Annotated in this window: 13 protein-coding genes; 8 read left to right on the top strand and 5 right to left on the bottom strand. The window is 65.3% G+C overall.

The features are described from left to right. Nucleotides 1-29: 29 nt before the first annotated feature. The 4 genes from cphA (ACCD07_RS21430) (at nucleotide 30) to ACCD07_RS21445 (ending at nucleotide 7,652) form a co-directional block, all read left to right on the top strand. Nucleotides 30-2,207 carry a cyanophycin synthetase gene (cphA, locus tag ACCD07_RS21430; protein WP_413448503.1) on the top strand — a complete coding sequence of 726 codons (2,178 nt, stop codon included), beginning with the start codon at nucleotides 30-32 and terminating at the stop codon, nucleotides 2,205-2,207. Nucleotides 2,208-2,234: 27 nt separating this feature from the next. Beyond that, nucleotides 2,235-4,805 (top strand): cyanophycin synthetase, encoded by a 2,571-nt coding sequence (gene cphA, locus ACCD07_RS21435; RefSeq protein ID WP_413448504.1) that lies wholly within the window; start codon nucleotides 2,235-2,237, stop codon nucleotides 4,803-4,805. Nucleotides 4,806-5,001: 196 nt separating this feature from the next. Next, nucleotides 5,002-6,465, top strand: a complete 1,464-nt coding sequence (locus ACCD07_RS21440) for a catalase (RefSeq protein WP_413448505.1) — start codon at nucleotides 5,002-5,004, stop codon at nucleotides 6,463-6,465. A 116-nt stretch (nucleotides 6,466-6,581) separates the two neighbouring features. Then, nucleotides 6,582-7,652, top strand: coding sequence for a patatin-like phospholipase family protein (locus ACCD07_RS21445; RefSeq protein WP_353402753.1), 1,071 nt, complete (start codon nucleotides 6,582-6,584; stop codon nucleotides 7,650-7,652). On the opposite strand, the gene ACCD07_RS21450 is transcribed toward ACCD07_RS21445, so the two are convergent. After that, the gene (locus ACCD07_RS21450) at nucleotides 7,612-8,529 is read right to left on the bottom strand and encodes a LysR substrate-binding domain-containing protein (RefSeq protein ID WP_353402755.1); all 918 of its coding nucleotides are present in this window, start codon (nucleotides 8,527-8,529) and stop codon (nucleotides 7,612-7,614) included. The two genes, ACCD07_RS21445 and ACCD07_RS21450, sit on opposite strands and share 41 nt — an antisense overlap. A gap of 87 nt (nucleotides 8,530-8,616) precedes the next feature. Here ACCD07_RS21450 and ACCD07_RS21455 point away from each other — a divergent pair, with 87 nt between their 5' ends. From ACCD07_RS21455 to ACCD07_RS21470, 4 genes are read left to right on the top strand one after another with little or no spacing between them, the layout of a single operon-like run. Next, on the top strand, nucleotides 8,617-10,113 hold the full coding sequence (locus tag ACCD07_RS21455) for an acetyl-CoA hydrolase/transferase family protein (protein WP_176651996.1): 1,497 nt from the start codon (nucleotides 8,617-8,619) through the stop codon (nucleotides 10,111-10,113). 33 nt (nucleotides 10,114-10,146) lie between these two features. After that, a complete protein-coding gene (locus ACCD07_RS21460; RefSeq protein WP_176651995.1) occupies nucleotides 10,147-11,274 on the top strand; it encodes a carboxypeptidase family protein in 1,128 nt (375 codons plus the stop codon). A gap of 2 nt (nucleotides 11,275-11,276) precedes the next feature. Continuing rightward, nucleotides 11,277-11,741 carry a CYTH domain-containing protein gene (locus tag ACCD07_RS21465; RefSeq protein WP_176651994.1) on the top strand — a complete coding sequence of 155 codons (465 nt, stop codon included), beginning with the start codon at nucleotides 11,277-11,279 and terminating at the stop codon, nucleotides 11,739-11,741. Between the two features lie 28 nt (nucleotides 11,742-11,769). After that, nucleotides 11,770-12,057, top strand: a complete 288-nt coding sequence (locus ACCD07_RS21470) for a hypothetical protein (protein ID WP_176651993.1) — start codon at nucleotides 11,770-11,772, stop codon at nucleotides 12,055-12,057. Between the two features lie 33 nt (nucleotides 12,058-12,090). Here ACCD07_RS21470 and ACCD07_RS21475 read toward each other — a convergent pair whose 3' ends face one another. From ACCD07_RS21475 to ACCD07_RS21490, 4 genes are all read right to left on the bottom strand, one after another. Beyond that, nucleotides 12,091-13,362, bottom strand: a complete 1,272-nt coding sequence (locus ACCD07_RS21475) for a DUF2863 family protein (protein WP_413448506.1) — start codon at nucleotides 13,360-13,362, stop codon at nucleotides 12,091-12,093. Between the two features lie 154 nt (nucleotides 13,363-13,516). Continuing rightward, nucleotides 13,517-16,225, bottom strand: coding sequence for an aconitate hydratase AcnA (gene acnA, locus ACCD07_RS21480; protein ID WP_176651991.1), 2,709 nt, complete (start codon nucleotides 16,223-16,225; stop codon nucleotides 13,517-13,519). Nucleotides 16,226-16,322: 97 nt separating this feature from the next. After that, nucleotides 16,323-16,841 (bottom strand): hypothetical protein, encoded by a 519-nt coding sequence (locus tag ACCD07_RS21485; RefSeq protein ID WP_176651990.1) that lies wholly within the window; start codon nucleotides 16,839-16,841, stop codon nucleotides 16,323-16,325. After that, a complete protein-coding gene (locus ACCD07_RS21490) occupies nucleotides 16,841-17,845 on the bottom strand; it encodes an HpcH/HpaI aldolase/citrate lyase family protein (protein ID WP_413448507.1) in 1,005 nt (334 codons plus the stop codon). Before ACCD07_RS21490 ends, ACCD07_RS21485 begins: the two co-directional genes overlap by 1 nt. Between the last annotated feature and the right edge of the window lie 83 nt (nucleotides 17,846-17,928).

The following is a 17,928-nucleotide window of genomic DNA, read 5'->3' on the forward strand; positions in this document are numbered from 1 at the left end:
GCTGATAACAAAGATACAAGAATAGAAACATGATCAAGAAGAAAGACATTGAAGTTCTCCGCGTAACCCATTTGCGCGGGCCCAACATCTGGACTTATCGCCCGGTGATCGAGGCGTGGCTGGACATTGGCGAGCTGGAGAATTTCCCCTCGAATTTGTTGCCTGGCTTGTATGAACGCCTGACGACGGTCCTGCCGGGCCTGATCGTGCACCGCTGCGGCGTGGGCGAGCATGGCGGTTTCCTGGAGCGTTTGCGCGACGGCACCTATGCCGGCCACATCCTGGAACACGTGGTGCTGGAACTGCAAAACCTGGCCGGCATGAAAACCGGCTTCGGCAAGACCCGCCAGATCGGCGAGAACACCGGCATGTACAAGATGGCCTTCCGCACCCGCCAGGAGCAGGTCGGCCGCGCCGCGCTGGCCCACGGCCGCGACCTGCTGATGGCGATGATCGAGGATAAGCCCTACGACCTGGCCGCCACCGTGGCCGAGCTGACCGACATGGTCGAGTCGCTGTGCCTGGGACCGAGCACCGCCAACATCGTCGACGCCGCCACCGTGCGCAAGATCCCGTCGATCCGCCTGACCGACGGCAACCTGGTGCAGCTGGGCCATGGCGCCCGCCAGCGCCGCATCTGGACCGCCGAAACCGAACAGACCAGCGCCATCGCCGAGGGCATCGCCAGCGACAAGGACCTGACCAAGTCGCTGCTGGCCTCGTGCGGCGTGCCGGTGCCCGAGGGCGAACTGGTGACCAGCGCCGAAGCGGCCTGGGAAGCGGCGCAGGACATCGGCGTGCCGGTGGTGGTCAAGCCGTACGACGGCAACCACGGCCGCGGCGTGTCGCTGAACCTGATGACCGAAGCCGACGTCACCGCCGCGTACGCGCTGGCCGCGCGCAAGGGCGACAGCACGAGCGTGATCGTCGAGCGCTTCGTCGCCGGCAACGAGCACCGCCTGCTGGTGGTCGGCAAGCGCCTGGTGGCCGCCGCCGCCGGCGAGTCGCTGTGGGTCACCGGCGACGGCAAATCCAACATCATCGAACTGTGCGACAGCCAGATCAACACCGATCCGCGCCGCGGCACCACCGAAGACGCGCCGCTGAACCAGATCGCGCCGCAGCATGGCGCCGAGATCATCCTCGAGCTGCAGCGCCAGGGCATGACCGCGTACTCGGTGCCGCAGGACGGCCAGAAAGTGCTGATCCAGCCGAACGGCAACGTCGCCATCGACGTCACCGACAAGGTGCACCCGCAAGTGGCCGCGATGGCGACGCTGGCGGCGCGCGTGGTCGGCCTGGACATCGCCGGCATCGACGTGGTGGCCGCCGACATTTCGCGTCCGCTGCAGGAGCAGGGCGGCGCCATCATCGAAGTCAACGCCAGCCCCGGCTTGCTGGCCCATTTGAAGCCGGCCGGCGGCGAGCCGCGCAACGTCGGCGAAGCGATCGTCGACCACCTGTTCGCGCCGGACGAGGGCGGCCGCATGCCTATCGTCGGCATCGCCGGCAAGCACGGCACCACGATGGCGTCGCGCCTGATCGCCTGGCTGCTGCAGATCAGCGGCCGCAAGGTCGGCCTGACCTGCGCCGACGGCCTGTTCGTCAACGGCCGCCTGCTGCCCAAGGACGGCTTCAGCGACTGGGAAACCGGCGAGCGGCTGCTGCTGAACAAGAATGTCGAAGCGGGCGTGTTCGAAGCCAGCGCCCGCATGATACTGACCGAAGGCCTGGCCTACGACAAGTGCGCGGTCGGCGTGGTCACCGACGTCAGCGACTTCGAAGAGCTGAGCGAGTTTTACATCGACAGCGCCGACAAGCTGTACGGCGTGCTGCGCACCCAGGTCGACGTGATCCTGCCGAGCGGCGTGGCGGTGCTGAACGCGGCCGATCCGCAAGTGGTGGACATGGCCGACCTGTGCGACGGCGAGGTGATTTTCTACGGCGTCGACGAGCACCTGGCCGCCGTCGCCCAGCATCGCCAGGACGGCAAGCGCGTGGTGTTCCAGCGCCAGGACAAGGACATGAGCCGCATCGTGCTCGCCCAAGGCTACGACGAAGCGGCCAGCCTGCCGCTGTCGCCGCTGGTGCCGCCGGAGGCCGTGCTGGCCGCGATCGCCGCCGGCTGGGCGCTGGGCCTGACGCCTGAACTGATCGGCGCCGGCCTGCGCACGTTCGATGCGAACCCGAAGCGAACTCATCACTGATACATCACTGAAAGAACAAGCAGATTTATGGAAGTCATCCGCACCCGCGCCCTTCGCGGCCCGAATCTTTGGAGCCACCACACCGCGGTGGAGGTCATCGTATCGTGCCCGCCCGAGGAGCGCTCGATCGCCTCGCTGCGCGGTTTCGAGCAGCGCCTGCATGCGCGCTTCCCCGCCATCGGCGCGCTGCGCCCGACCGGCCATGACGACGACGTGCCGCTGGCCCGCGTGCTGGAAGTGGCGGCCCTGAGCCTGCAGGCGCAAGCCGGCTGCCCGGTCACCTTCAGCCGCACCACGGCCACGCTGGAAGACGGCATCTACCAGACCGTCGTCGAGTACAGCGAGGAAGCGGTGGGCCGCCTGGCGATGACGCTGGCGCACAACCTGATCAACGCCGCGCTGGCCGACACGCCGTTCGACCTGACCGGCGCGCTGAACGAATTGCGCGACCTGGACGAGGATGTGCGCCTGGGCCCGAGCACCGGCGCCATCGTCAGCGCCGCCATCGCCCGCGACATCCCGATCCGCCGCCTGACCGAAGGCAGCATGGTGATGTTCGGCTGGGGCTCGCGCCAGCGGCGCATCCAGGCCGCCGAAATGGACACCACCAGCGCCATCGGCGAATCGATCGCGCAGGACAAGGAACTGACCAAGAAGCTGCTGCACGCGGCCGGCGTGCCGGTGCCTATCGGCCGCACGGTGGAGGACGCCGAGGATGCCTGGGCGGCGGCGCAGGAAATCGGCCTGCCGGTGGTGGTCAAGCCGAAGGACGGCAACCAGGGCAAGGGCGTCACGGTCAACGTGATGTCGAAGGAGCACATGGAAAAAGCCTTCCACACGGCGAAGGAATTCCGCGACAACATCATGGTCGAGCGCTACCTGCCGGGCCACGACTACCGCCTGCTCGTCATCGGCAACAAGCTGGTGGCGGCCGCGCGCCGCGATCCGCCGCAGGTGGTCGGCGACGGCGTGCACACGGTGCGCGAGCTGGTCAACATCGTCAACGCCGATCCGCGCCGCGGCAGCGGCCACTCGACTTCGCTGACCAAGATCCGTTTCGACGACATCGCCATCGCGCGCCTGGCGCTGCAGGACCTGGAGGCGGACTCCGTGCCGAGCAAGGGCCAGCGTGTCATCCTGCGCAACAACGCCAACCTGTCGACCGGCGGCACCGCCACCGACGTCACCGACGACGTGCACCCTGAAGTGGCGGCGCGCGCGGTGGAGGCGGCGCAGATGATCGGCCTCGATATCTGCGGCGTCGACGTGGTCTGCGACGGCGTGCTGCAACCGATCGAGAACCAGCGCGGCGGCGTGGTCGAAGTGAACGCCGCGCCGGGCCTGCGCATGCACATCGCGCCGTCGTACGGCAAGGGCCGCGCGGTGGGCGAGGCCATCGTCAACACCATGTTCGCTCCGGGCGACGACGGCCGCATTCCGGTGGTCGCGGTCACCGGCACCAACGGCAAGACGACGACCGTGCGCCTGATCGCGCACCTGCTGACCGCCAGCGGCCTGCGCACCGGCATGACCAATACCGACGGCGTCTACATCGAAGGCCGCCAGACCGACAGCGGCGACTGCAGCGGCCCGCGCAGCGCGCGCAACGTGCTGCTGCATCCGGACGTGGACGCGGCGGTGTTCGAGACCGCGCGTGGCGGCGTGCTGCGCGAAGGCCTGGCCTTCGACCGCTGCAAGGTCGCCGTGGTGACCAACATCGGCAGCGGCGACCACCTCGGCCTGAACTACATCACCACGGTGGAAGACCTGGCCGTGCTGAAGCGCGTGATCGTGCAGAACGTCTCCGAGCACGGCTTCGCGGTGCTGAACGCGATCGATCCTATCGTCGCCGGCATGGCGGCCAACTGCCGCGGCAAGGTGATCTTCTTCGGCGCCGACCGTGGCCATCCGGTGATCGCCACGCACCTGGCGCAGGGCTGCCGCACCGTGTACGTGGAGGACGGCCAAATCGTCGCCGCGGAAGGCAAGGAATTGAACAAGATCGCGCTGTCCATGGTGCCGATCACCCGCAACGGCGCCATCGGCTTCCAGGTGGAGAACGTGATGGCGGCGGTGGCGGCGGCGTGGGGCGTGGGCATCAGCTGGGACGCGATCCGTCTCGGCCTGAAGACCTTCGCCAACGATTCCGACAATGCGCCGGGCCGTTTCAACGTGTTCGACTACAAGGGCGCGACGCTGATCGCCGACTACGGCCACAATCCGGACGCCATCCTGGCGCTGGTGCAGGCGGTGGAGACGATGCCGGCCAAGCGCCGCTCGGTGGTGATTTCCGGCGCGGGCGACCGCCGCGACCAGGACATCACGCAGCAGACCGAGATCCTCGGCCGCGCGTTCGACGACGTGATCCTGTACGAAGACGCGTGCCAGCGCGGCCGCGTCGACGGCGAGGTGGTGGGGCTGCTGCGTTCCGGCCTGAACGGCGCGCCGCGCACCACCCACATCCAGGAGATCTACGGCGAGTTCCTCGCCATCGATACCGCGATGGGACGCCTGCAGGAGGGCGACCTGTGCCTGATCCTGATCGACCAGGTGGAGGACGCCCTGGCCCACATCGCCAAGCGCATCAAGGAAGCGTAAGTCCAATCCGGGGTCAGATCCGACATTTGGACACGAGCTCTGCTGTAGCAGCCGCTACAGCAGAGCTCGTGTCCAAATGTCGGATCTGACCCCGGATTGTTTTTGGCTATCAATTCCATAGATATATATAGATTTTATTTATGGCGTTGTCTCGGTAGAATAGTTTCACCCTATCGAACAACGAGGAGTTATAGCCATGAGTCAGCCACCGATTACCACCGCCTCCGGCATCCCAGTCGCCGACAACCAGAATTCGGCCAGCGCCGGCGAACGCGGTCCTTTGCTGTTGCAGGACTTCCACCTGATCGAGAAACTCCAGCACTTCAACCGCGAGCGCATTCCCGAGCGCGTCGTCCATGCCAAGGGCTCGGGCGCCTACGGCACCTTCACCGTCACCCACGACATCACCCGCTACACCAAGGCCAGGCTGTTCTCCGAGGTCGGCAAGAAGACCGACACCTTCGTGCGCTTCTCCACCGTCGGCGGCGAGAAGGGCAGCGCCGACACCGAACGCGATCCGCGCGGCTTCGCCATGCGCTTCTATACCGAGGAAGGCAACTGGGACCTGGTCGGCAATAACACGCCGATGTTCTTCATCAAGGACGGCATCAAGTTCCCCGACTTCATCCACACGCAAAAGCGCGATCCGCAGACCAACCTGAAATCGCCGACCATGATGTTCGACTTCTGGAGCAAGGCGCCGGAAAGCCTGCACCAGGTGACGATGCTGTTCTCCGACCGCGGCACGCCGGACGGCTACCGCCACATGGACGGTTTCGGCAGCCACACCTTCAGCCTGATCAACGCCGCCGGTGAGCGCGTCTACGTCAAGTGGCACCTGAAGACCAGGCAGGGCATCAAGAACCTGCCCGCCGACGTCGCCACCCGCATCGCCGGCGAAGATCCCGACTACGCGCAGCGCGACCTGTTCGGCGCCATCGCCGCCGGCGACTTCCCGCAGTGGGACGTCAGGCTGCAGGTGGCCACCGAGGCCGAACTGGCGGCGTGGGAAGCGCGCACCGGCTGGAATCCGTTCGACCTGACCAAGGTCTGGCCGCACAAGGATTTCCCGCTGATCCCGGTCGGCGTGTTTGAGCTGAACCGCAATCCGCTGAACTACCACGCCGAAGTCGAGCAGGCCGCGCTGTCGCCGGCCAACATCGTGCCGGGCATGGGCCACTCGCCGGACAAGATGCTGCAGGCGCGCCTGTTCGCCTACCACGACGCGCAGCTGTACCGCGTCGGCACCAACCACCAGCACCTGCCGGTGAACGCGCCGCGCTGCCCGTTCCACAACCAGCAGCGCGACGGTGCGATGGCGATCTCCAACGGCGGCTCGGCGCAGAACTACGCGGCGGTCGACGCCGGCGGCAGCAATCCGCAAGGCCTCGGCCACGGCGAGCCGGCGCTGGCGCTGCACGGCGGCGCGGCCCGCTACGACGGCCGCGGCAAGGAAGACGATTACACGCAGGCCGGTAATCTGTTCCGTTTGATGCCGGCACAGGAACAGCGCAACCTGTTCAACAACATCGCCGGTCCATTGAGCCAGGTCAGCGCCGAGATCATCGAGCGCCAGCTGGGCCACTTCGACAAGGCCGATCCGGCCTACGGCGCCGGCGTGCGCGCAGCGCTCAAGGCACGTGGCGTGACCTTGGGCTAAAGAGCGGCTGCGGACGGCGGGGAAGTGCACTACAATCTCCATGTTGCAGTGCACCGTGGAGATCCGATTTGAATCGTACCCCCGTCCGACCGTCGTCACCTTCGGCATCGCCGTCCATGCCGGGCCAGGTTGTGCTGGTCCTGCAGGGCGGCGGCGCCCTGGGCGCCTACCAGCTGGGCGTCTATCAAGCCATGCACGAAGCCGGCGTCGAGCCGGACTGGGTGATCGGCACGTCGATCGGCGCCATCAACGGCGCCATCATCGCCGGCAACGACCCGCGCTACCGGCTGGACCGGCTGCGCCAGTTCTGGCACCGCATGGAGCAGAACGCGCTGGGCTTTTCGCTCCTGCCGCGCGCCTTCGCCAATGCCTTGACGGTGGGCCAGGGCATCCCCGCCTTCTTCGAACCGAACCTGTCGTCGTGGTGGAATCCGGACGCCAGGGTCGGCATCGAGCAGGCATCCTTTTACCAGACCGCGCCGCTGCGCACCACGCTCGATACGCTGGTCGATTTCGACTACATCAACGCGAAGCACACGCGGCTCACCGTCGGCGCCGTCAACGCGCGCACCGGCGGCATGCGCTATTTCGACAGCCGCAAGGAGCCGCTGGGCGCCTCGCACGTGATGGCGTCCGGCGCGCTGCCGCCGGCCTTTCCCGCCGTGCGCATCGACGGCGAGCCATACTGGGACGGCGGCATTTATTCCAACACGCCGATCGAGGCGGTGCTGGACGACGAGCCGCGCCGCAGTTCGGTGATCTTCTCGGTGCAGGTGTGGAACCCCGACGGCAGCGAGCCGCAAAGCATGATGCAGGTGCTGGACAAGCACAAGGAGATCCAGTACGCCAGCCGCGCCAGCAATATCGAACAGCAGCGCAAGCTGCACCGGCTGCGTCACGTGATCCGCCAACTGACGCTGCACCTGTCGGACGAGGCGGCGATGTCGGAAGAGGTGCGCGAACTGGCCGCCTGGGGCTGCGGCACCACCATGCACGTGGTGTCGCTGAAGGCGCCGCGCGTCGGCAACGAGGACCACACCAAGGACATCGACTTCAGCGCGGCCGGCATCCGCGCCCGCTGGCAGGCCGGCTACGAGGATACCAAGCGCTTCATCGCACTGCGGCCGTGGGACAGGGAGATCGACCCTATCGAGGGGATCGCGATCCACGAGCTGCCGGCGCGGTAGTGCCCAGCACATCGCGGCATACCTCCAGCCACGCGCGCGCCGCGTAGGACAGGTAGCTGCCGCGCCACACATGCGCCGGCTGCCATTGCAGGCCGGGATCGGTCAGCCGCACCGCATCCATCTGGCCGATCGCCAGCCGGTGGATGAACGGCTCGGGCAGCAGCGCCACGCCCATGCCGGCCGATGCCATTGCCACCAGCCAGTCCCACTGGCCGCTTTGCGCGGCGATGCTCGGTTCGAAGCCGGCGTCGCCGAAGGCCTTGCGCAGGCTGCGGGTCATGGCGAAATCGTCCTTCAGCAGCACCAGCGGCGTCTTGGCCAATGCCTTGAGCGTGAGCGTGCTGCGGCTCTTCTGGAACGTGCCGCGCGCGGCCAGCGCCCAGATCGGGTAGCTGGCGATGGGCGCCGTTTGCAACCCCAGCAGCGGATCGGCCGGCAGCACCGTCATGCCGATTTCCAGTTCGCCCAGCGCCACCTGGCGCTCGATCTCCTGGCCGGCGTCTTCCTGCAAGGTCAGCGCGATGTTCGGGTGGCGTTGGCGGAAGGCCTTCAGCACGGGCGTGAACAACAGGTTGATCATCGGCGGGATGCCGACCGTGAGCCGGCCGCGCTCCATCGCCTGCGTATCGCGCACTTCCGCCGTCAGGCGGCTCATGGTGGCCAGCATCTCCTCGCCGCGCGCGTAGACCACGCCGCCGGTGTCGGTCAGCGTCAGCTTGCGGCCTTCGCGTATCAGCAGCTGCGCGCCCAGTTCCTCCTCCAGCTGGCGCACCATCTTGCTGATGGTCGACTGGGTGACGTGCAGCGATTCGGCCGCCTGCGTGAAGCTGTTCAGGCGGACGGTTTCAATGAAGTAGCGCAGCGAGCGGATGTCCATGAATAAAACGACTGGGATATGAGAATTTAAGTCATGCAACGACTGATATCCGGATTCTATACTGAATCAAAGAACGAGGAGAACGCCATGCATGAAGACCGCATCCGCCGCCCGGCGTTGATGGATAAGATAATGAGCGCGGCGCAGGCCGCACAGCTGTTCAGGGACGGCATGACCGTCGGCATGAGCGGCTTCACCCGCGCCGGCGACGCCAAGGCGCTGCCGCTCGCGCTGGTCGAACGGGCGCGTCGGACGCCGCTGAACCTTACCTTGTTGACCGGGGCATCGCTGGGCAACGACAGCGACGGCCTGATGGCCAACGCGGGCGTGGTCGCGCGCCGCATGCCGTTCCAGGCCGACGCCGCGCTGCGCCGCAAGATCAATGCCGGCGAGGTGATGTTCATCGACCAGCACCTGTCCGAGACGGCCGAGCAGCTGCGCTCGGGCGACTTGCGGGCGGTCGATATCGCCGTCGTCGAGGCGGTGGCGATCACGCCGGACGGCGGCATCATTCCCACCATGTCGGTCGGGAACTCGGCCAGTTTCGTGCAGCAGGCCAGGCAGGTGATCGTCGAGATCAATCTGAGTTCGCCGCTGTCGCTGGAAGGCTTCCACGACATCTATTTGCCGGGCGCGCGGCCGCATCGCAGCGCGATTCCGCTGCTCGACCCCTGGCAGCGCATCGGCTGGACCTCGATCCCGGTGCATCCGGACCGCATCGCCGCCATCGTCATCACCGACAGCCCGGACAGTCCCTCCAGCGCGCTGCCGCCGGATGCGGAGACCGACGCCATCGCCCGCCACGTGGTCGCCTTCCTGGAGGGCGAGGTGAAGGCAGGGCGCATGGGGCCCGAACTGCGCCCGCTGCAGGCCGGCATCGGCACCATCGCCAACGCGGTGCTGCACGGCCTGATCGATTCTCCGTTCCGCGACATGACCATGTATTCGGAAGTACTGCAGGACAGCGCGATCGAACTGCTCGATTCGGGGCAGTTGTCGATGGCGTCCGCGTCGTCGATCACGCTGTCGGCGCCGGTGCACGAGAAATTCATCCGCAATATCGAACAGTACCGCGACCGCATCGTGCTGCGGCCGCAGGAGATCAGCAACCATCCCGAGGTGGTGCGCCGGCTCGGTCTCATCGCGCTGAACACGGCACTGGAGTTCGACATCTACGGCAACGTCAACTCCACCCACGTGGGCGGCACGCACATGATGAACGGCATCGGCGGCTCGGGCGACTTTGCCCGCAACGGCCAGTTGTCGATATTCGTCAGCAAGTCGGTGGCCAAGGATGGCGCCATTTCCAGCGTGGTGCCGTTTGCCGCCCACGTCGACCATACCGAACACGATGTCGATGTGCTGGTGACCGAATGGGGGCTGGCCGACCTGCGCGGCCTGGCGCCGCGCGAGCGCGCGCCGCTGATCATCGAGCACTGCGCCCACCCGGACTATCGCCCGCAGTTGCGGGCCTACCTGGAAGAGGCCTTGGCGGGCGGCGGCCAGACGCCGCACGTGCTGGAAAAGGCGCTGTCCTGGCATGCCCGCTACAAGCGCGAAGGGAGCATGCTGCTGGTAAAATAGGGGTCATAGCCATACACTTAATATTGGATCAACATGACCATCAAAATCAGCCAAAACTTCGATTCCGGCGCCATCGAGGTGCTGCGCGCGGACAGCGCGGCGGAGATCGAACTGAATCTGCGCAAGGACTCGCACGCCGACATCCACCAGTGGTTCCACTTCCGCCTGCAGGGCGCGCGCGGCCAGCAGGTGACGATGCGCTTCCTGAACGCCGGCCAGGCCACCTATGCCAAGGGCTACGAGGACTACCAGGCCGTGGCCAGCTACGACACCGAAAACTGGTTCCGCGTGCCGACCTCCTTCGACGGCCAGGTCATGACGATCCGCCACACGCCCGATACCGACAGCGTCTACTACGCCTACTTCGAGCCTTATTCGTTCGAACGCCATCTGCGCCTGCTGGGCGAAGTGGCCGAGCATCCGCTGGCCCGCGTACTCGACCTGGGCAACACCGTCGACGGCCGCGACATGAACATGGTGGTCGTCGGCAAGCCGGAATCGGAAAAGAAAATCTGGTTCATCGCGCGCCAGCATCCGGGCGAGTCGATGGCCGAGTGGTTCATCGAAGGCCTGATCGATTCGCTGCTGGACGACGCCAATCCGATCGCCCGCAAGCTGCTGCAGCGCTGCGTGTTCTACATCGTGCCGAACATGAATCCTGACGGTTCGGTGCGCGGCAACCTGCGCACCAACGCCACCGGCGCCAACCTGAATCGCGAGTGGATGACGCCGACCGTCGAGCGCAGCCCGGAAGTGCTGTATGTGAAGCAGAAGATGCACGAAACCGGCATCGACATGTTCTTCGACATCCACGGCGACGAGGCGCTGCCTTACAACTTCGTGGCCGGCAACGAGATGCTGGAGAATTTCAGCGAGGAGCGCCGCGCCAAGCAGCAGGCCTTCATTGACCGCTACAAGAACGCGACGCCGGACTTCCAGGACAAGGTCGGCTACGCGGCCAGCAAGTACAAGGAAGACATGCTGACCTTGGCGTCCAAGTACGTCGGCCATCACTTCGGCTGCCTGGCGCTGACCCTGGAGATGCCGTTCAAGGACAACGCCGACCTGCCGGATCCGCACGTGGGCTGGAACGGCGCCCGCAGCGCGGCGCTGGGCGCTTCGATCCTGCAGCCCATCCTGCTGTCGCTGGACGACTACTGATCGTGGGCGTCGAGATCGAGCGCAAGTTCCTGCTGCGCGGCGATGCGTGGATGAATCTGGGCGAGCCGGTGTTCTTTCGCCAGGGTTACCTGTCGTCGCACAAGGACCGCGTGGTGCGCGTGCGCATCGAGGGCGACCGCGCGGTGATGACGATCAAGGGGCGCAACGTCGGCGCCACGCGCGGCGAGTGGGAATATCCGATACCGATGGACGATGCGGCCGAGCTGCTGGACCACTTGTGCGAGCAGCCGCTGATCGAAAAGTACCGCCGCCGCATCGAGTTCGCCGGCAACGTGTGGGAAGTCGACGAGTTCCTCGGCGCCAATGCCGGGCTGGTGGTGGCCGAGATCGAACTGAGCTCGGAAGACCAGGCGTTCGACAAGCCGGACTGGGTAGGCGAGGAAGTCACCGACGACCTGCGCTACCTCAACTCCAGCCTGATTAAACACCCGTTTTCGGCTTGGTAGGCGCCCGGATTTGTACTAATCTGTCTGGATGGACAGCGAGGTTGCAGCGCTCAAGGCGCATATTGACGCGATCGTGCCGACGTTAGCAACGAAGGCCGACATTGAGGTTTTGCGCGCCGAAATGCACAAGATGTCGGCCGAAGGCTACCGCTGGATGGTTGCGTCCATGGTCGGCATGTTTATCGGTTTCGGCGGCTTGTATTTTGCCGCCAGCCGTTCTCTTGGGGAACGTCCCGCAGCGGCGGTGCAGCAGTCACAGCCGCAACAGCCCATCGTCATCTACCTGCAGCCGCCGACGCCGCAATCGCAGAAATAAAAACGCCCCCGAATGAACTCGGGGGCGTTTTGCTTAGTGGAAGTGCTCGGTGCCGGTCGGCGTATCCTCGGGCATTTCCGCGTGGGCCAGTTCGCCGACCGGATCGGCAAACAGCGGCGCGCCGCAGTCGTCGCAGAACTCGGCCACATAGCGTTCGCCATGCTTCTTGATCTGCGTGACGCCGGCCTCGTTCAGGTGGGCGACGATTTCCTCCACCGGCGTGACCGGCTTCTGCACCACACCGCCCGGACCGCCTTGCAGCGGACCTTCCGGCGGCGTGCCTTCCTCGTCCTCCTGGCCGTACAGCGGCCACACCACGCCGTAGATCACGTCCGGCGTCGAGCGCTGCGTGAAGGCCACGCGGTATTCGTCGATCTGGCCGTCGGCGCTTTCCTCGCCGAAGCCGGCGATCACCGCGCGCAGTTCGGACGGCTCGATGGCCAGCGTGTGCGTCAGGTAGTGCACGGCGGCGCGGATCGACACCGGGCGTATCAGCTTGTCCGCCTCGCGGCAGGCCATGTAGTACGCCTCCGGCAGCAGCAGCTCGACGCCGCAGCCGGGCAGCAGGCGGTTGATGGTCGGCGTGACCTGGGCACGCCATTGCTCCAGCGCGGTGGCGCGCTCGTTGGCGAACTGCGCCTGGTTGACGGGCATCTGCCAGCGGAACAGCGGCGCGCCGGCCGGCGCCACCACGGCCACCAGCAGGTAGCGGGTGTCGGCCAGGAACGGCGCCGTTTCCGGCACCTTGGTGTCGGCCTTCAGCACGCTGCCCTTGAGCGCGGCCTGCGCCAGCTTGTGCACCTTGCCGTAGGTCTCGACATGGCTGCGCGGCAGCTGGTCGATCGAGAACAATGTGGGAGACATCGCCATCTGCGTGCCGTCGGCCAGCAGGTGGGCGGAGAAATGCGCCGACAGGGTTTGCAGGATGTCCGCCGGGATCGGACCGGAAGCGATCGCGAAGCGCGTCCACGCCAGGATGGGCGCGGCCACCAGCAGCACGTCGTACTGCTTGGGCACGCCGTCGGCGGTGTCCATGGTCACGCTGCTCGATTCGCTGGCCGCTTCCACGCCATCCATCAACACGTCGTAGGCGTTCAGGTCTTCCTTGAACAGCACGTTGAGGGTGGCGTCGATGGTGTCCTGGTGGCCGGTCTTGAGGAGTTTCTGAAGCTGCGCATCGAGGCTGTGCTCCCAGGCCCGCTCTTCGATACGGCTGGCCGCCTGCCCGACAGCCTGGGCGTAGGTGACGAGGCGCTGGCTCTCGGCAGACAATTTATGGGATGAATCTTTAGATGGACGACGCATAGCGCAATAAGAGTCTCATAAAAGTGAAAAAAACGGATCAGTCATGCAGATGATAACCCTTATGACTCGTATTGTAGTTGATTCGGCAAACGTGCATAAAAAAACGCCCTGTGGCCTCAGCACACAGGGCGTTCTCTACGGGACAACTAGCTGATTATGCGGCCAGCAGCTGACGCAGCACGAACGGCAGGATGCCGCCATGCTTGTAGTAGTCGACTTCGATCGGGGTGTCGATACGCAGCAGCACTTTGACTTCCTGTGCCGGCTTGCCTTCGCGATGGATGACCAGAGTAGCCAGTTGCTGCGGCTTGATCTCGCCTTCCAGACCCTTCAGGTCGTAGACTTCCTTGCCGGTGATGCCCAGCGATTCGACGCTGTCGTTGCCGATGAATTGCAGCGGCAGCACGCCCATGCCGACCAGGTTCGAGCGGTGGATGCGCTCGAACGAACGCACGATCACGGCCTTCACGCCCAGCAGCTGGGTGCCCTTGGCCGCCCAGTCGCGCGACGAGCCGGTGCCGTACTCTTCGCCGCCGAACACCATGGTCGGCGTGCCTTCGGCAACGTACTTCATCGCCGCGTCGTAGATCGACAGCTGCTCGCCGCTCGGCTGGTGAATGGTGATGCCGCCTTCAACCGCCGAACCGTCCGCCTTGGCAGGGATCATCTTGTTCTTGATGCGCACGTTGGCGAAGGTGCCGCGCATCATGATCTCGTGGTTGCCGCGGCGCGAGCCGTAGGAGTTGAAGTCGGCCTTCAGCACGCCGTTGGCCAGCAGCCATTTGCCCGCCGGGCCGTCTTCCTTGATCGAGCCGGCAGGGGAGATGTGGTCGGTGGTGATCGAATCGCCGAACACGCCCAGCGCGCGCGCGCCGGTGATGCCGGTGGCGGCCGCTTTCGGGGTCATCTCGAAGCCGTCGAAGAACGGCGGCTCGGCGATGTAGGTCGACGCTGGCCAGTTGTAGACGTTGCCTTCGGTCGACGACACGTGTTCCCACAGCTTGCCAGGGTTGCCCTTGACGTCGGCATAGTTCGACTTGAACACTTTCGAGTTCATCGCGAACTTCATCAGCTTGGCGATCTCTTTCGAGGTCGGCCAGATGTCGCCCAGGTACACGTCCTTGCCGTTCTTGCCCTTGCCGACCGGTTGGGTCATCAGGTCGACGGTCATGTTGCCGGCGATGGCGTAGGCCACGACCAGCGGTGGCGATGCCAGGAAGTTCGAGCGGATGTTCGGGTGAATACGCGCTTCGAAATTGCGGTTACCGGACAGCACGGCCGAGGCGACGATGTCGTTGGTCGAGATGGCGGCGTTCAGTTCCGGGGTCAGGTCGCCGGCGTTGCCGATGCAGGTGGTGCAGCCGTAGGCGGTGACGCCGAAGCCCAGTTGCTCCAGGTATGGCAGCAGGCCGGCGGCGGTCAGGTACTCGGTCACCACGCGCGAGCCGGGGGCCAGCGAGGTCTTGATGTGCGGCGCGACGGTCAGGCCGGCTTCGACGGCTTTCTTCGCCAGCAGGCCGGCGGCCAGCAGCACGCTCGGGTTCGAGGTGTTGGTGCACGAGGTGATCGCGGCGATCAGCACGTCGCCGTTTTTCACGTTCACGCCGTTGGTGGTGGTGTAGGTCTGGTTCAGCTGTTCAGGCTTTTTGTTGAAGCCGTTTTCGGTGGTCGGTTTCGAGAACAGTTCGGTGAAGTTGTTCTTCACGTTGCCGATTTCGATACGGTCCTGTGGACGCTTGGGACCGGCCAGCGAAGGGGTAACACTGGTCAGGTTCAGTTCCACCACGCGGGTGTAGTCGATGTCGCCGGCTTTCGGCACGCCGTACAGGCCCTGGGCCTTGAAGTAGGCGGCGAAGGCGGCGATTTCGTCCTTGGTGCGGCCGGTGCCTTCGAAGTATTCGACGGTGGCGTCGTCGACCGGGAAGAAGCCCATGGTCGCGCCGTATTCAGGCGCCATGTTGGCGATGGTGGCGCGGTCGGTCAGCGACAGCGTCTCGGTGCCTTCGCCGAAGAACTCGACGAACTTGCCGACGACTTTTTCCTTGCGCAGCAGTTCGGTGATGGTCAGCACCAGGTCGGTCGCGGTGCAGCCTTCGCGCAGGATGCCGGTCAGGTTGACGCCGATCACGTCCGGGGTCAGGAAGTAGACCGGCTGGCCCAGCATGCCGGCTTCCGCCTCGATGCCGCCCACGCCCCAGCCGACCACGCCGATGCCGTTGATCATGGTGGTGTGCGAGTCGGTGCCGACCAGGGTGTCCGGGTAGTACACGCCTTCAGCGGTCTTGTGCACGCCGCGCGCCAGGTATTCCAGGTTGACCTGGTGGACGATGCCGAAGCCTGGAGGGACCACGCCGAAGGTGTCGAAGGCTTGCATGCCCCATTTCATGAACTGGTAGCGCTCGTTGTTGCGCGAGAATTCCAGCTTCATGTTCAGGTCCAGCGCGTTCTTTTCGCGGAAGTGGTCGATGGTGACCGAGTGGTCGACCACCAGGTCCACCGGCACCAGCGGTTCGATTTTCTTGGCGTTGATGCCCATTTTGTACGCGACGTTGCGCATCGCGGCCAGGTCGGCCAGCAGCGGCACGCCGGTGAAGTCCTGCAGCACGACGCGGGCCACGACGAATGGAATCTCGTCGGTGCGCTCGGCGGTCGCGCCCCAGTTGGCCAGTTGCTTGACGTGTTCTTCGGTGACTTTCTTGCCGTCGCAGTTACGCAGGACGGATTCCAGCACAACGCGGATCGATACCGGCAGGCGGGAGATTTTGGCGCCCAGGCTCTTTTCCAGTGCGGGCAGGGAGTAGAACTTACCCTTCTTGCCCGAAATGTTGAAATCCTTAAGCGTGTTCAGAGTGTTGCGGGACATGACCTCTCCTTCAGTGGGTATCGTCTATTGTTGATGTTAAACCGTGTTGCTGGCGCCCGTGCCGGCGCGCCCGTTTTGGAGCTGGAACTGATTGCTGTTACTGGATGCTGATCTTGGTGCTGGTCGGTTCCGCCGCGCTGGTGGTGACCGGCTTGAGCTGTTCGGCGTTGCGGCATTCGTTGGCCAGCTGGCGGTTCTGCTTGGAGTCGAGCAGCATGCTCTTGGCGGGAATGCCGATCCAGATCAGGCCGTACAACTTGTTCTCGAAGCGGTTGGCGCCGGTGGTGGTGCCCACGCGGGTCAGGCGGTGCAGGCGCTTCTTCCAGCGCAGCGCGATATGGGCCTCGTCGCTGGCGTTGCTGTAGATGGTGATCTTGTTGCCCAGTTCGCAGTCGAATTCGATGACGGACGCGTCGCCGATGGCCGGTTCGTCGGCCTCCTCGTCCGGCGCCTTCGCTTCGACCGGCTTGGCGGCGGCCTTGGGCTTGCTGGCCTTCTTGACGGCTTTCTTGGCCGATGCGTTGGCTGGCGCGGGAGTGTCGGCGTGGGCGCCGGCGGCCAGGGTCAGGGAGCCGAGCGCGAAGCTGCAGGCCAGGAATAGTTTGGAGATAGACATCAGTGTGCTTCCTGTATGGGGTCGGTAGGGCTTCCGTTGAGCAGCGCGACGGCCGATTCGGGCAAGCTCAGCCCGGCCAGTCTGGCGCGCTGTAAAACGGTCCAATAGTATCTGTAGCTTGCGCGGTCGTGCAAGCGCCCGTTTTGGGATATTGGCCCCCATTGGACCGCCTCCGCTTCAAGCAGGATGGCGGCCGCCTCGCTGACCTCGGACAGGCGCGGCGTGAAGGTCTTGATAATAGGTTTGATCTGGTTCGGATGGATGCTCCACATGCGCGTGTAGCCGAATTCGGCGGCGGCGCGCTGGGCATCGTTGGCGGCAACCGCCGTGTCCTTGATTTCGGTGGTCACGTTATGCGACGGCACCTTGCCGTGCGCGTGGCAGGCGGCGGCCACTTCCAGCTTGGCGCGCACCACCAGCGGGTGCGTGAACTGGCCCGGCGTGCGCATCGCGCTGCCGGGAATGGCGCCGTAGTGCGACGAGACGAAGTCCATGATGCCGAACGACAGGCACTGCACCTGCGGCAGGGCGGCGATGTCGTAGGCCTCGCGCAGCGCGCTGTGGGTTTCGATCAGCACGTGCACCGGCAGGTCCTTGCGGCCGGCCTTGGCGGCGTGGGTGTTGATCAACTTGATGGCGGCGGCGACTTCCTTGGCGCTGTGCACCTTCGGCAGCACGATGTAGGCCAGGCGCTTGGCGGCGGCGCAGATGATCTCGACGTCCTGCAGGAAAAAGGGGCTGTCGACATCGTGCACGCGGGCGCCGATGCGGTTGAATTTATTGTCGTCGGACAACAGCAGTTCGGCCACCAGGCGCGCGTGCGCCTCCTCGTTGCCGGCGCTGGCGCCGTCTTCGCAATCGAGGGTGATGTCGAACAGGGGGCCAAGTTCTTGTTGCAGGGCGATCGATTTGCGCATCAGCTTTTCGGAGCCGGCGTAGTGGTCGCAAGCCGGCAGCAGCAGCGGCTGGCGATTGCCCTGGAATAAAACCTCGGATGGGTGCATGCGGGAATCTGGAGTAGGCGAGGGAGCGGTAACGGACGCGGGGGGGGGGGGGGGGGGGGGGGGGGGGGGGGGGGGGGGGGGGG

Source organism: Duganella sp. Dugasp56 (assembly GCF_047304105.1).
GTDB lineage: Bacteria > Pseudomonadota > Gammaproteobacteria > Burkholderiales > Burkholderiaceae_D > Rugamonas > Rugamonas hordei.

Bases quoted from the DNA above. Each gene is read 5' to 3' on its own strand.
- cphA (WP_413448503.1), top strand. From the start codon at position 30: ATGATCAAGAAGAAAGACATTGAAGTTCTCCGCGTAACCCATTTGCGC.
- cphA (WP_413448504.1), top strand. From the start codon at position 2,235: ATGGAAGTCATCCGCACCCGCGCCCTTCGCGGCCCGAATCTTTGGAGC.
- ACCD07_RS21440 (WP_413448505.1), top strand. From the start codon at position 5,002: ATGAGTCAGCCACCGATTACCACCGCCTCCGGCATCCCAGTCGCCGAC.
- ACCD07_RS21445 (WP_353402753.1), top strand. From the start codon at position 6,582: ATGCCGGGCCAGGTTGTGCTGGTCCTGCAGGGCGGCGGCGCCCTGGGC.
- ACCD07_RS21450 (WP_353402755.1), bottom strand. From the start codon at position 8,529: ATGGACATCCGCTCGCTGCGCTACTTCATTGAAACCGTCCGCCTGAAC.
- ACCD07_RS21455 (WP_176651996.1), top strand. From the start codon at position 8,617: ATGCATGAAGACCGCATCCGCCGCCCGGCGTTGATGGATAAGATAATG.
- ACCD07_RS21460 (WP_176651995.1), top strand. From the start codon at position 10,147: ATGACCATCAAAATCAGCCAAAACTTCGATTCCGGCGCCATCGAGGTG.
- ACCD07_RS21470 (WP_176651993.1), top strand. From the start codon at position 11,770: ATGGACAGCGAGGTTGCAGCGCTCAAGGCGCATATTGACGCGATCGTG.
- ACCD07_RS21475 (WP_413448506.1), bottom strand. From the start codon at position 13,362: ATGCGTCGTCCATCTAAAGATTCATCCCATAAATTGTCTGCCGAGAGC.
- acnA (WP_176651991.1), bottom strand. From the start codon at position 16,225: ATGTCCCGCAACACTCTGAACACGCTTAAGGATTTCAACATTTCGGGC.
- ACCD07_RS21485 (WP_176651990.1), bottom strand. From the start codon at position 16,841: ATGTCTATCTCCAAACTATTCCTGGCCTGCAGCTTCGCGCTCGGCTCC.
- ACCD07_RS21490 (WP_413448507.1), bottom strand. From the start codon at position 17,845: ATGCACCCATCCGAGGTTTTATTCCAGGGCAATCGCCAGCCGCTGCTG.